7 protein-coding genes are annotated in these 15,826 nt (G+C 36.2%); all 7 read right to left on the reverse strand.

What is annotated here, in order from left to right:
- Positions 1–83: 83 nt before the first annotated feature.
- Positions 84–449, reverse strand: coding sequence for a hypothetical protein (locus BHE19_RS21545; RefSeq protein ID WP_070908816.1), 366 nt, complete (start codon positions 447–449; stop codon positions 84–86).
- A gap of 23 nt (positions 450–472) precedes the next feature.
- The gene (locus BHE19_RS21550; protein WP_070908817.1) at positions 473–1,189 is read right to left on the reverse strand and encodes a thioesterase II family protein; all 717 of its coding nucleotides are present in this window, start codon (positions 1,187–1,189) and stop codon (positions 473–475) included.
- A gap of 90 nt (positions 1,190–1,279) precedes the next feature.
- Complete coding sequence (locus tag BHE19_RS21555) at positions 1,280–2,908, reverse strand: MBL fold metallo-hydrolase (RefSeq protein ID WP_070908818.1); 1,629 nt, start codon at positions 2,906–2,908, stop codon at positions 1,280–1,282.
- A 27-nt stretch (positions 2,909–2,935) separates the two neighbouring features.
- Positions 2,936–11,872, reverse strand: coding sequence for a non-ribosomal peptide synthetase (locus BHE19_RS21560; RefSeq protein ID WP_070908819.1), 8,937 nt, complete (start codon positions 11,870–11,872; stop codon positions 2,936–2,938).
- Between the two features lie 67 nt (positions 11,873–11,939).
- Positions 11,940–13,316, reverse strand: a complete 1,377-nt coding sequence (locus BHE19_RS21565; protein ID WP_070908820.1) for an FAD-binding oxidoreductase — start codon at positions 13,314–13,316, stop codon at positions 11,940–11,942.
- A gap of 5 nt (positions 13,317–13,321) precedes the next feature.
- Positions 13,322–14,440 carry a VOC family protein gene (locus BHE19_RS21570; protein WP_017496625.1) on the reverse strand — a complete coding sequence of 373 codons (1,119 nt, stop codon included), beginning with the start codon at positions 14,438–14,440 and terminating at the stop codon, positions 13,322–13,324.
- 11 nt (positions 14,441–14,451) lie between these two features.
- Positions 14,452–15,771 carry an aminotransferase-like domain-containing protein gene (locus tag BHE19_RS21575; RefSeq protein ID WP_070908821.1) on the reverse strand — a complete coding sequence of 440 codons (1,320 nt, stop codon included), beginning with the start codon at positions 15,769–15,771 and terminating at the stop codon, positions 14,452–14,454.
- Between the last annotated feature and the right edge of the window lie 55 nt (positions 15,772–15,826).

Raw genomic sequence — 15,826 nt, forward strand, 5'->3', positions numbered from 1 at the left:
CTATATTTCAAGAATAGGATAATCACTCTGAATTGTAAAAGCAGAATGTATACTAAAGAAGAAAATTCAGCTAGTGATAAATTTTATTTTGTCTTGAAGTTTTTACAAATATTCCATTTCGTATGGTCTCCGATATATTTATTTTTATATCTCAATTGTACTTCCGGCTTCTGCTTCTCTCCGTTTATTATAAACTCTTTGCTGTTGAGCATATAAGATAAACTGCTCGTATTAGCCGGTGCCAGCTTTTCTTTTACGATTTGATCGCTGATTGCTGCAATTAGCTTTCCAACATTATTTACATCAGCCGATTCTTTGATAGATTGTCCGGTAATTCCGGTAATCGTCAATTGATTTTCGGCCTGTTCTTTTTTCTTGTTTTGTGCCATACTGCCAATTGAAATTAATAGTATCATAACAGCGGTAATAAGAGTTTTGGTTGTTTTCATAATTGGTTTGTTTTTTAGCAAGGCTATTGTACATTATTATAATTAAGACTTGTACATTCCTTAAAACTAATATCAAAAATTTCTTTCAATTTATCACCATAATCGAGTATAAAAAAATGATTTCCTTTTAGTACATAGGAGTTAAAACCGGAAAACGTGTGCTTTCTCCAATTGTTTATCCGATCTACATATTTCTCTGAGTTCCCCATTATGGCCACAATGGGAGCTTTTACAATGGTATTTTCAATGAAAAAATCTTCTTCAACTATTTTAAAATCGGCCTTAAGTATGGGTAATACAAAATCGAGTAGTTCTTTACTTTTTAATAACTCATCCGGTATCCCACCCAATTCGGTAAGCATGCTGATGAAATCGTCACGCTCCAGATCAGATCTGTTGTTTTCTGTTGCAATTCCGGGTCCGGCATTACCGCTTACGATCAGACATTGGGGCGGAGTGTTGTTTTTCTCTAATAAATCGGTCACTCCCAACCCCAAAGACGAACCTAAACTGTGCCCGTAAACGATAAACGGGCTCCCGTTAAGTTTATCGGTTATCTGTGAGAACAGGTCCTTAATAGCGTCCGGATAGGAAGTCAATAGTTTTTCTTTGATTCTTTTTCCTCTTCCGGGAAGTTCCAGCGGTATCATTTCAAAATCGGTGCATAATGATCTCAGAAACTCAAAGGAATATATACTGCCACCGGCGAAATGTAATAAGAATAGTTGCTTTTTATTCATCTGCTTTTATAATTTGGTAAGTGAGAGCCTTCTTTAAAAAAATCAAAAGAAGGTCTCACATAGGTTATGCTGTTATGATTCAATTTGGAATTAACTTGTCACTAATTCATTTTTTAATTCATAATCGTATAACAATTCTTTCTCTCCAAATAATCTTTCAGCGATGATTCCTTTATCTGCACAGTGATTTATCAATCGGTTTGATTCAATAATGGCAAGAGATTCTTCTGTGTATTTGATACTGCTGATGAATTCTAACCAAGGCTCCATTCCCATTGCGTAGACATAGGCTTCTTTTGGATTAAAAATATCAACTAACGACAAACCTCTTTCGCTGTCGCAGCCCGCCAGTCGTCTGGACTGATCGTCTTCTCTGTTAATCGCCTCTGTCATTAAACAGCCGTATAGCCAACTTAACGGTGCTCCGGCACATTCCATTCCTAAAAACAATACATCTACATCGCCTTTAACTCTATGAATATGTTCGTACAATCTAGGTTCCATTACTCTGGAATCGGCAACAAACAAGAAGCTTAGCTCATTGATCGCAACATGGAAACATGATTTTGCTCTGATATTAAGATCACTGTGTTCTCCTGTAAACGGAAGTCCGGTAATGGTGCAATTTTCAAATTTTATTTCTTCCAGTTCATCAATTTCTATGACATTCTTAAATCCGATACTTTGAAACGCTAATTTGATACTTGGATCCTGAAGTGCTCCACTGGTGGTTACGGGAACTATTAGATTTTTGATTTTATGTCTTAACGGCAGTAAAGTTTCTAACACAATATGGTCCTGATGATTGTGTGTAATCAATACATAATCAATAACATCCGGCAGGTCAATATCTGAAAAATGTTCTACTGTAGATTCATAGCCGTAATAACTAATTAAAGGATCTACAAGGATACTCACGTCTTTGGTTTCAATTAAAATACAGGCATGCCCCAAATAGCGCATTCTGGCTTTGTCTCCTGTATATTTTTGATAAGCAGGATGTTCTTTTTTGGTGAAGAAAGTTTTAAACAGTTCCATTTGATCTTCGCGAACACCCAATTCTTCGGCAACGGCCTCAATAGATCCCGGATTTCTCTTCATTCTGCTTAATGTATCAATTCCTTTATGATCAAACGGAATATCCAACTGTAATACCTTAGGATCTTCTAATTGTGGGGTACTCAAACAAAAAGGACGCTCATCATTTAGTGTTTCCCACAAAGAAATGGATTGAGAATGTTTGGAATAAAAAGGGCTGTTATACAATAAGGACTCAAAGAAACGATACGACGGATGGTTGTTTAAATCGTAAACCAATTCTACATATCCTTTTAATATTTCCGGAACTTCTTTGTACAAAGGTTCTAAAGATGCTCCTTTTGCTTTGGTTTTTAGCAACTGATCCAATTCTTTTATAGCGTCTGATAATTGTATTGCGTTTGCCTGCTTTTCAAGAATTTCAGCTTTTAGTTCTTTGACTTCCTCTACTCTTCGGGTTTCATAATCCATAAAAGGTCCTCCTAACATTTTAGGATTTTTTACGGCAGCCTCATGAATTGCGGGAGCTTGAATATAGGAGTTCATTATTTTTAAATGCCTTTCGACAATGTTCATTGCTGCTGTGGCAGGAGAAATTAAGTGTGTCCATGCATACCATTTATCTACTAATGGTCCAATAATTACATTTGGTTTAAAATAATACTTTTCTGTGTTTTCCATTCTGTTTGATTATTTAGTTTTACAGTTTTAGTTGGTTTCTATACTTGTTTTTTGAATGATACTTTTAAAAATTTCAACGTACTTGTCTAAATTATTCCCATTGAAGGCCTCCCAGTGTGTCCCTGGCAGATAATCGTGCACTAACGCTCCATTGGTATAATCCTGCCAGTCCTTCATATTACTTTTTAATTCATTCTCAGCGGATTCAAGAACATATATAGTGCTGGAGATTTTACCTTGAAGTGTATATTGATTGTCTATCTGTAGATTGTTTTTCATAAAAGACAAAACACTTGCTTTTTGGTCTTTACTTAAATCAATACCCTTCTGATATTCGTCAAGCAGCCAATTGGCCTGTTGGTCAATATGCTCCGTATCGTTGCTTTCATTTAGAGACGTTGGTCTGTCCACCAAAACCAATTCAATGGCATCATATTGTTTTTCCAGTTCTTTAACTACTTCAAAGGCAATTGAAGCACCCATTGAATATCCCAAAACCACAAACGGCTGATTGCTCTGACGTTTTCTAATTTCTGCGCTGAAATAACTTGCCATTTGTTCAATAGACTGAGAAAGCTCTTCCTCAGGCTCTAATCCTTTGTATTGCAAACCAATCGAATTAAACTCATTCCCTAATACTTTTGCCAAAGGATGGTACATTATAGAATTACCCAGAATTGGCGGTATGAAGTAAATTGTATTTTGAGGATCTCCGGCATGTAAATGGATCACCGCAGCATTGGATGCTTTTTTACCCTGAGCTAATTCTCTGATCGTTGGCGCATTATAAAGATCTTTTATCGAAATGTCTAAGCCTAATTTTCTTCGTAACATTGCCTTTAGCTTAATTGCCTTCAGACTATATCCGCCAATTTCAAAAAAATTGTCCATAACACTGATGTCTCTTTTTTCCAGAATGTCCTGCCATATTTGAAGGATCGTATTTTCGGTTTCATTTTCCGGCGGAACAAGCGCTCTGAGGCTATCCGTTTTGTGTATTTCTATGGCTAATAATTTATTTCGGTCTACTTTTCTACTTTTTGTGAATGGAATTTCTTCTACCGGAACAAAATAAGAAGGAATCATGAAATAAGGTAAAATGCTTTTTAACCTGGTTCGGATATCTTTTACATCATAATGTTCATCAGGCACCAGATAAGCTACAATTTCTTTTTCTCCTAACTTGTTTGCTTTGGCCAGTACCGCAACAGAAGTTGTTATTTTTTGTTGAAGAAATGCATTTTCGATTTCGCCCAATTCAATTCTGTAACCTCTGATTTTTACCTGATCATCGGCTCTGCCAAAAAACTGAATGTTCCCGTCCGCTAGCCTGCAGCATAAATCGCCCGTTCGATATAAGGTTTCTTCTTTGGCAAAAGGATTGGTCACAAAACGCTCTTTGGTAAGTGCTTCCTGATTGATGTATCCCCTGGAAACTCCGATACCTCCAATGTACATTTCACCAACGACTCCGGTTTTTGCAATCTGCAAAGCATTGTCTAAAATGTAAATAGTCGTATTATCAATTGGTTTTCCAATTGGCAGGCGATTTAGATCTTTATCATTTTCTTTGTCGTAAGCATATATCGTCGAAGATACGGTGGTTTCAGTAGGACCATAAGAGTTGTAGAAGTCAGTGTGAGCTGCCCATTTCCTGGCTAGACTTATTGAGCACTCTTCACCTCCAACCACAACTCTGTTCAGATGGTATTTATTTGGGATCACATTTTCGAGGTAGGTTGGCGTTACATCTATATGTGTGATCTCTTTTTCCATCAAAAGGTCCGCAAATTTTTCATTATCCAGTAAATCCTCTTTATCACATAACACTAGAGTTGCTCCACTGGTTAGTGCAATAAAAATTTGTTCTACTGAAGCATCAAATACATAATTAGAAAAGGCTAAAATTTTCTCTTCTTTCTGTATTTTATATCTTTTTATTAACGAGTTTGCCAGATTTAGTACTCCTTTATGTTCAATAAAAACCCCTTTTGGATTTCCTGTTGTTCCAGAGGTGTATATACTGTATATTAAAGTATTTGAAGTAAGATTATGATCTGTTTCTGCTACACTTTCCTGAGTGATGGTATCCCAGTCTGTGTCAATTAATATCGTTTTTGGAAAGGATTCTTCTGAAAAATTTTCTAAAAGAGACGGCTTAGAAATTATAGCTTTTGCGGCTGTATCTTTTAAAATAAAATCAATTCTTTGCTGTGGATACCCCTCGTCTAAAGGAACATAGGCTGCTCCTGCTTTTATGATTCCAAAAATTGAAACCAGCATTTCTATAGAACGGTCCAGTAGTATTGCCACAAAATCTTCCTTCCCTATACCTTGTTTTTTAAGATAGTTTCCTAACTGATTCGATTTCTGATCTAATTCGGCATAACTGATATTTATACCATTATGGTGCAGCGCCGGATACCCCGGGTTTAGAAGAACCTGTCTCTTAAATAAATCCAATACGGTCTGATCTTCGTTTTCGGTTACAGAATCATGCTGCTTTTTATTCTCATAAATTTCCTTTTCCTCATCGGATAAATGATCCAGTTCTTTTAATGAAGATTCCGGATGCTCAACAATGTATCTGAAAACTTTTTTGTAAACGGACTCTATTTCAGACAATTCAATTTTATTAACGAGCGCTCTGGTTTGTGCAAAGTCAAACAATGCCGCGTTATTGGTATTGTTAACGGTAAAATCGAAATATGTATTGGTAACTCCTTTTCCGTTTAAGGTTAATTCCCGATTCTCGAGATACGACGCTTCTTTTTCCTTAGATTGTTCTTCTAATGCATCATAAGAATAAAAATCAACATAATTGAAAATGATATCAAAGAAAGGATTTTTCATTCCTTTAATCTCATTAGTAACAGAAGCGATACTGGCCAAACTCATGTCCGAAAAATTACTTACTTCGATCAGTTTTTGCTTTACTAACAACAGTAAATCTTCACCGCTTAAATCCCGATTCACTTCAAGTCTGAAAGGTATTGTATTTAGAAAACAGCCTAACATTCCATCAGCATCCGGTAAGGCAGGTCTTGTATTTACAACCAGACCAATTGTGATGTCATTGCTGTACGAGTATAATTTTAAAGTATACACAAAGGCACTTAAAGCCAGTTCTTTTAATCTGATACCGTAAGCCTTTTTTAGACTTTCAATTTTTGCTAACTCTTCTTTTTCAAAGCTGAACAATTTAAAATCATCTGTTTCTTTTTCGGTAAACAGATCCAGTCTGTTGTAATCGTTTAATTCATTAGTCCAAAATGCTGCAGTCTCTTCCTTTCGCTTGTCCTGCAACTGATGCAGCATATAATCCTTATGACTCGATTGTAATTTAGCAGGTTTAAACGAAGGAGTTTCAAGTAATTTAAGGTATACATTATTGATTTCCGTGAGTAATAATGAATCACTCCAGCCGTCTATAATAGCATGGTGACATTGCGAAACAAAAACAATTGTATCATTGCCCAGATTAAAAGCAGCCATACGAAATAATGGTGCCTGAGTCACATCAAACGGATGGAGCAATTCTGACTGCAGAAAGGCCGCGATAACATTTTCCTGTTCTTTTAAAGACTGCAACTGAGACAAATCTTCATACACAACCGGTATTTCAACTTGTTTGTATAGGATTTGAACTTCCTGATCGTAATCCTGCAAATTAAATCCTGTTCTCAGAATTTCATGCTTTTCAGTCATTAATTGCATGGCTTTTCTGAAAACCGAAACATCAAAATCTTTAAATTCACGGTGATTGATCATCTGATCGTGATATATACTCGCTCCTTCATATTTCAATGACTCATAGATCATTCCTTTTTGAATGTCGCTCATTGGGTAAACGTCTTCAACGGCATCAGCATCGTTTCCATTTAAAGATGCTAAAACGCTGTTCTTTATGAAATCAATAGCTTCTAATCCCTGGTTCCCGGTTTCTGTAACAGCCGTTTTTTTAACGTCCAGTGAGGCTCTGTTGTTGCTTATAAAATCTGATAATTGCGAGATACAATCATTGGTATAGATATCTGAAATCGTAATTTCCAACTGCATTTCGTTATAAATACCATTCACAATTTTCAACACTTTGATAGAGTCTCCTCCTAAATCAAAAAATCGATCGTTTATACCAATTTTTTTCTTGTCCAGAACGGTTTCCCATATGTTTACTAAGGCTATTTCTTCTGCTGTTTGCGGAGCTGCATATGCTGCTCCTCTTCCTGTTTCTGAGCCTCCAATTTCTAATAGTGCCTTGGTATCTATTTTTCCGTTTGGTGTTAACGGAAATGCATCCAGAGTAATAAAGTGAGCGGGTACGGCATAAGAAGGCAGCAAATCTTTTAAATGGTGTTTTAAATCTGAGGTGTTTATTGCTTCCTTTTCTAACAGATAAGCATACAATTCGTTATCACCCGTTTTATTTTCTTTTACTAAAACAATCGCAGCTTCTACAAGGCTGTACTGTTCAACAGCATATTGTATTTCACCCAGTTCGATACGATATCCTCTCACTTTTACCTGATTGTCTTTTCTGCCTAAAAATTCGATTTCCCCAGCTGAATTCCATCTCCCTAAATCACCTGTTTTATACATTAAGCCTGCTTCACTAAAAGGATCTTTTACAAACTTTTGGGCCGTTAAATCGGGATTGTTTAAATATCCTTTGGTTACGCCGTTGCCTCCAATATGCAATTCACCAATCACACCAAGCGGAACTAAATCTTCTGTTTCGTTTAAGATGTAAATACGGGTGTTGGCAATAGGTTTCCCTATAGTTGCTGTCACCGGTTTTCCTTCTTCATATTGGTGAACGCTGCTCCAAACCGAACATTCTGTTGGGCCATACTCATTAAACAAATCACAGCCTGATTGACCTATTTTGCTTTTAAAATGATCTTCGATTAAACTTATCGGACAAGTTTCTCCGGCTACCGTAACTTGTTCAATAGAAGATTCTTTATCTGATAAGGCATTCAAAAGCAGTTTATAGTACGAAGGCACTGTTAATAAATGACTTACTTTTTGAGAAACAATAAGAGCTGCGATAAAATTAACATTAGCAATGTCTGAGCTGCTGGTGATACATAATGTTCCTCCTGTAGTCAACGTACTGAATATCCCCGCGACTGAACTGTCAAAAGCAACTGAAGACAATAACAAAAAGCATTTTATTGGCGAATAGGTATTGCCTCGTGGTGCCAAAGAATGCTGGAGGTTGCCATGGGTTACCATAACTCCCTTTGGATTTCCTGTAGATCCCGAAGTATAAATGATATAAACCAAATGATCCGGTAAAACTGTTATTTCAGGAGCAGTTGTTGGATTTGCCAGACTGTCCAGCTGTACATCCATGGCGAATATTCCGCCCTCATAATACGATAGATCAAACATATAATCGGATTGTGTAAGCAGGGCCTTTACGTTGGTATCTTTCAGGATATATTCTTTTCGGGAAACCGGGTAATCGGGATCTATAGGAACATAAGCTGCTCCTGTCTTTAATATTCCTAAAATACCAATGAAGATCGATTCGGAACGATCGAGCATCATTCCAACAAAATCATTAGGTTGTATCTGATACTCTTCCAATAAATAATGAGCCAGTTGATTGGAACGTTTGTCCAATTCGGAATAACTCAATTGATTTCCTTCAAAAGATACCGCTATCGCTTCCGGATTTTTTTCGACCTGCTCTCTGATCCTATCTAAGACGTTCTTAGATGTATCATAGTCCAATGTTTCTGAATTAAAATCAAGTAAAAACTGTTCTTCTTCTTTTAGTAACCATTTCAATTCCTGTACCGGCAGTTCTGCATTTTGTACTAAAGCTACTAATAGCTGCTCCAGGTGATTTCCAAATTGTTCTATCCTTTCTGAGTCGAAAACATCACTATTGTAAATGATACTGGTCGCTAGGCCATTTTCAGAATCAGCAAAATTAAAAACCAAATCAAACACACTGGAATCCGGTAATTTTCCCTGATATTCGTTAACCGATAAATTCTCCATTCCTTTGGAGTTTGATACTTGTTGGTTTTGAACAATAACCTGTACATCAAACAGAGGATTACGACTCATATCTCTTGGAATATCCAAGGAAGAAACCAGATCATCGAAGGGATATAACTGATGTTCATGTGCTCCCAGAACCACTTTTTTCACATGAGACAAGATCGTATTGAAACTGTCCCTTTTCGAAAATTGAGTTCTAAGTGCCAATGTATTTACATAAAAACCAATCTGATTTTCTAAATCAGCGTGGTCTCTTCCTGCAACAGGGCTTCCAATTACAATGTCTTCCTGTTGTGTATAGTGATAAAACAGTACATTGACTACACTAAGTAATCCCATGAACAACGTAGTTTCCTGAGTTTTAAGAAGCTCATCGAATTTGTCACTTAAAGAACGGGGAATCAACTTAGTATACAACCCTCCATTGTATGTTTTTATAAGAGGACGCTGCTTTCCTGCTGATAAATCTAAAGTAGGTAAATCGCCTTTGAACTGATTCAGCCAATAGTTTTTATGCAACTCCAATCTAAAACCGCTTAGCTCTGTAAGCTGCCATGATGAATAGTCTTTGTACTGAATAGGCAGCTGAGTTAATGCCGACGGAACGCCGGTTACCAGGCTGTTGTAGAGCTGCAACAACTCCTTTACAATGATTTCTATAGACCAGGCATCACTAATAATATGATGAATTACGGTACTAAATACCCAACGGTTTTGAGATTGTTTGTAGATACTGGCTTTTAACAAAGTTCCTGAAGACAAATCAAAAGGAGCTGACAAATCTTCAAACAAATGTTTTTCGAGAACTGTTTCGTTGGCCTGGCTCAGATCTGTATTTTTTATTGTAAAAAGAATGTCTTCAAGTGGTGTAATGTACTGTAACACTTCTTTTTGATCATTTTCTTTAAAGCTGGTTCTTAAAATTTCATGACGTTCTATCAGCTGTACAAATGCATTCTCTAACGCATCGAAATCCAGCTCGCCTTCAAATACATAAGCCCCGGACATATTGTAGGCAATATTGGCTGCTTCATGCTGGCTCAGGATCCACAAACGACGCTGCATTATTGAAAGCGGGTAACCATTTTGTTTCTCCAATACAGGAATTTCACTATAATCAACTTCTTGTTCTTTGGTTATTAAGTCGTATTGAGAAGCTAAACTTGTATGAATGAACAAATCTTTTAGCTGTAGTTTTACACGAAACTCTTTATGAATTTTACTAATTAACCTGGAAGCTTTTAAACTATGTCCCCCCAAATCAAAAAAGTTATCTTCCATACTGATGTGCGAAATTCCTAAAACTTCCTCCCATAACCCGGCCAATGCTTTTTCAAGCGGAGTTGAAGGCAGCGTATACGTTATCTCTTCGTTTGTCACAATTTCTTCAGGAGATTCTAATTTAGAATGAGCTGTTCTTTTGCTTATATTCAAAGGAAGAGAGCCAATTTTCTGCACCGGATTTTGAACTACTGCTTCTACTATATTTTCTAAATCTTTTAAGAATCCGACTGCTGTTTCTCCGGTAAAAATATCGGTATTGTATTCTAATTCAACCGTTAGTGAATCTGACTTTTCTATGAACGTAAAGGTTAAATCGTATTTACTAACCCCTCCGTTTAATAATTCGTTATAGGATGTACCTGCTTTTTGATCGTTGCTCTGATTTTCGTTCTGAATATCAATCATAACATCAAATAAAGCACTACGGCTGAGGTCTCTTTTTAGGTTGAGATGATTCACTAATTCATCAAAAGGGTAATTCTGATTTTCAATTGCATTTAAGGTTACCCTTTTATTTTTCTGAAAAACCTCTTCAAAAGAATTAGTGGTTCCGAATTGTGTTCGAAGTGCCAGGGTGTTTACATAAAATCCAATCTGGTCGGCCATGTCTTTATGTGTTCTGCCTGAAACCGGACTCCCAACAATAAAATCTTCCTGTTCGGTGTATTTGTGTAATAACACATTGATAAGACTGAGACAGCCTGTAAACAAAGTGCCTGAATTTTCTCTGCAAAAGGATTTAAACTTTTGATACAAAGCTGCGGGTATATCCTTTCTTGTCACATTTCCATTGTAACTCATGATAGCCGGACGGGGGAAATCTCCAAAATGCGATAGTATCGGTAAATCACCTTCCAGATGAGTCAGCCAATACTTTCTCTCTTTATTGAACACTTCGTCTGCTAATTGCTTTTGCTGCCATACAGCATAATCTTTATAATGTATCTGCAAAGGATGACTCTGTACTGTTTCTCCTTTTCGTCGGGCATCATAGTTTTTAAGCAATTCATTAATCATGATCCCAATAGACCAGCCATCACTGATAATATGATGCATGTTATATCCAAAAACGAATCTGTCATTGGTAACTTTTACCAGAGCTCCCTTGAATAAAGGACCTTTTTCAAGATCGAAAACAGTATTACTTATACCGGTCAGGATTTCGTTTAATTTTTCTTCATCACCATTTACTTCTATTTGCTGAAAAGGAAATTCAAAATCTTCCGGAGCTATAATAAACTGTCTTACTTCTTCCTCTTCTACGGTTTTAAAAACAGTTCTTAAAACTTCATGACGATGAATCAAATCACGAATGGCCAGCATAAAAGCATTAGTATCCAATGCCTCATCGATAACCTGAATTCCGGGAATATTATAAGAGAAGTTTGCTTTATCAATCTGACTTAGAACCCATAATCGAAGCTGGGAAGAAGATAACGGGTAATGTTCGCTTTTTGGTGCGACGGGAATAGCATGGCTTTCATTAACCTGATCTTTGGCATATTTATTCACCAGATCAATTAATTCTTCCTTTTTTGATTTGATTTCCTTTAATAGTTCTTCATTTAAAACACCTTTGGGAGCTTTAACATCCAGATTATTGTTTATTACTTTGACAGTAACTTTAAGTTTTTTCAGCTTTGTAAATAAATCGTAACCCATAATAATATTTTTTCGTGTACACTAAATGGTATAGTGCATGTTAGTTAAATGGTCCTGTGCAAAAATTTTAATTTATTATTCTGTTTTTATCGAATAGCTCCCTGATGCCATTCATTATATGGATCTGATGGTTGGTCATGGCATCTTCTAAATAGGGAAGATTAATTTTACCTACTCCGTGTTCTCCTGAAATGGTTCCGCCTAGTTCTAGTGCTTTTAGGAAAATGGCTTTCACCCAAATTGCCAGATGGTCTTCCCACTGCTTTTTGCTGCTTTGTTTGTCCTGAAAAATATTGACATGAAAATTTCCATTCCCAACATGTCCGAAAACCGTGTATTCAAAATCATATTTTTGGGCTATCCCTGCGATTGATTTATACATTTCATCAATTTTAGAGCGGGGTACTACAATGTCGATGTCTCTGAAAAACACATGATGAATCACCGCTTCTCCAATTTTAGAACGCATTTCCCATAGTGCTTTCACTTCGTTTTGGGTATCTGCTATGTTAATTTCTTCTGGTGTATAAGCACTGATAAATTCACTGATTTCAATAGCCTGCTGCATTAGTTTTTCTGAATCTGTGCCTTCAAGTTCGATCCATAAAATCCCTTCAATACGTTTAGAATCCCATTGTTTTTTATCCAGAAATTTCGAGGCCAGCTCTACTCCTTTTTGATCAATAAATTCAATACTTGAAGCGTCGTATCCTTTTACAAAAAACTGCTGTACGCCTTCAAACAGCTTCTCTATTTTAGTAAAGGGAATCATGAGAAGCAGTTCTTTCACGGGAGGAACTAGTTTTAATACTACTTTAGTGATGATGCCCAGTGTTCCTTCGCTTCCGGTAAACAATTGGGTAAGATTATAACCGGTTGCATTTTTAGTTACATTTTTTCCTGTCCATATAATACTTCCATCAGGTAAAACGATCTCTAAATTGATGACATAATCTTTAGTCGTACCATATTTCAATGATTTTGGACTGCCACTCGATACTGCTATATTTCCACCTATAAAACAAGCGTTGGCACTGCTGATGTTTTGCGGAAAATTTAAACCTTCTTTTAAAACCGCATTACGCAAATCCTGAGTGATCACTCCTGACTCTGCTGTAACAATCCTGTCGATTTTATTAATCTCGATAATTTTATTCAACCGTTCCAGCGAAAGTATCAGACCATTTGTATGGGATAATGCTCCTCTGCTAACTCCGGTACCACCGCCTCTCACGGTGATACTGGTCTTGGTTTCATTACAGATTTTAAGAATTTTTGATATCTCTTTTTCATCTTTAGGTAAGATTACTGCCGAGGGTATACTCTCTTCATCAGAGGTGCAGTCTCTGGAATAATTGTACAATAACTCTGCATTTGTTAATACATAGTCATGCCCCACTATTTCAATTATAGCATTTATAATATCGGTCTTGCAGCCTGTCATCCTTGTTAAATTTTATTCGAAAGTGTCAGTTCTTCTTCCATTGCTTCAAACAGAGCGTAGATATTATCTAAACCAAAGCCTTGATAATCATTTACTCTTTGTACTATTTCATAGAAAAATGTAGCTCTGTCTCCTATAGGTGTGGTAAAGATTTGAAAGAGTAGGGCTCCCTCTAAAACATCGCACAAGATCCCGTGCTTTTTTAAAGGCTCTACATCCAATTCAGGATATTTCGAAGCTAATTTTTCATAGTAAGAATCCGGATATCTGGTAAATTTCACACCGGACTCTCTCAATGCTTTTACTGATTTAATAATGTTGTTTGATTCAAAAGCGATATGTTGTATTCCGGTTCCGTAGTTTTGATCGATAAACAATTGTACCTGATTTTTTACGCCATGTTCCGGTTCAACCAAAACGTTATTAATGCTTTTATTACCGGATTGAAGTACTTTCAATAACATCCCGATTTTCTTTTCGCCTTTTACTTTTCTCTCATCAAATTCGACCACAGTTTTAGAAAGGAAGATGTTGTTAAAATACTTTTCCCATAAATTGATTTCGTTGAGTCTTAAGGCACAAGCTACGTGGTCAATTTTTTGCAGACCGGTATCTTCTCCTTCAAAGTTCCATTCGCTCTGTACATTTTTATATCCCGGAAGAAAATCTCCATTATAATTATCGTAATTGATGAGTACAATTTCATTATCGTCAAACATTTTTAAAGATGCCTGTTCTACAAAACCATTTTCATCTGAGGTTAAATGCGGATGTTCTACCGGTATCGCCCCGTTTTTCATAGCTCTTTCGAAGAAGTCCTTAACATTATCAACGTTTATGGCCAGTCTCTTGATACCGTTCCCGTGAAGATCTACGAAAGAAACTATTTTGTACGAACTAGGCTGTGATGCTGAGGTGATCACCAGTTTTATATCATTTTTTACGATATAATAAGAACAACGATCTAAAACACCTGTTTCCGGTCCGGCGTAAGCTATCACTTCAAAACCTAATGCTTTAACGTGCCAGAATACTACCATTTTAGCCATACCCACATAATACTCGACAAAATCGTACTCCATATTAAAAAAATCAGATACGATTATTTCATTGTTGTTTTCCATTTTTATAGTTTTTATTGGTTTTTTACTTTCGATTTTATAAACTCAGACAATCTTTGCACTCCGTCTATTATTTCTTCTTTGGTGACATTACTAAAGGCCAGCCTCAACTCATTTTCTCCTCCTTCGTTCATGTAAAAAAAAGACATAGGGGTAAAAATTACTTTATTGACTTCTGCACATCTTATAACATCTTCTTTGGTCACTTTAAATGGCACTTTAAGAATTAAGAAAAAACCTCCTGCAGGTAAATTCCAACTGATATTTTCTGCCCAGTACTGTGTTTCCTTATTAAAAAAGTGATTCAGACTTTCTAAAAGCTGATCTCTTTTTTCTTTCATACCCGTCCGTTTCTCAGCATTTAAGGATTCGAGCGAAAATTTGTTCTTTAGTAATAAACCACCAAACATGGCTTGCATGATTGATGGGGTATTTACAGTGACGTATCCTTTCGTTTTCGCCATTAAATCGCTTAGGGCAAAAATTTTATCCTGCACTTTTACTTTTTGTGTAACAACCATTAAACAAAGACGTAAAGAAGGGTATATCGTTTTTGAAAGGGATCTCAAGTAGATTACAGTATCATTTTCATCCAATGATTTTAGAGTAGGCATTTTTTCGTTTTCGTAATAAAAATCACCATAGGCATTGTCTTCAAATATCACAAAATCATACAAACGTGCTAACGCCAGAAGTTTATGGCGGTTAGACAAAGACATGCTGTTTCCGGTAGGGTTTTGAAAATCGGGAATTACGTAAACTACTTTTACTTTTTTACCCTTTTCCTGATGCTCCAAAATTTTATCCTCAATTGCTTTTATGGAAGATTCATTTGCAATAACCGGAATACTTTCAATTTTGTAGTCATTGATTTTTGCAAAATGTGTTATCCCAATGTAAGCGGGATCTTCTACCAGAATAACATCATTTTCCCTATCGCAAAGCGTTGTTATTCCAATGGAGATGGCTTCTTGTGCTCCTACTGTGATAAGGATATCTTCCGGATTTACTTTTATAAACTCATCAATAAACAGATATTTTGCAACTTCTGTATTTATAATTCCTTTGGTTCTGTTGTACTGCCCCAGATTTTCCAAAACTATATTTTCTTCAATCCCTTTTTCACGAACATTATGCTGTACAAAATAATCCAGACATTCAGAAAATTGCCCCATATTGAAATATTTAGCGTCTGGTCTGCCTGATGCAAATGAAATTGCCTCAGGATATTGCAACTGAACTTCGTTTAGAAATCCCATTACATCTTCGCCCATAGAAAACAATAATGGGTTTACAACATCGATTGACGGTTGCGAAATTATTTTTTCAATCATTTCTGAATTTTTAAAGGGTTATTTGGTTTTAATTTTAGAAAAGTAAAAGAGTATC

Origin of the sequence: Flavobacterium tructae (assembly GCF_001853485.1) — a bacterium.
In the GTDB taxonomy this organism is placed as follows: Bacteria; Bacteroidota; Bacteroidia; order Flavobacteriales; family Flavobacteriaceae; genus Flavobacterium; species Flavobacterium tructae.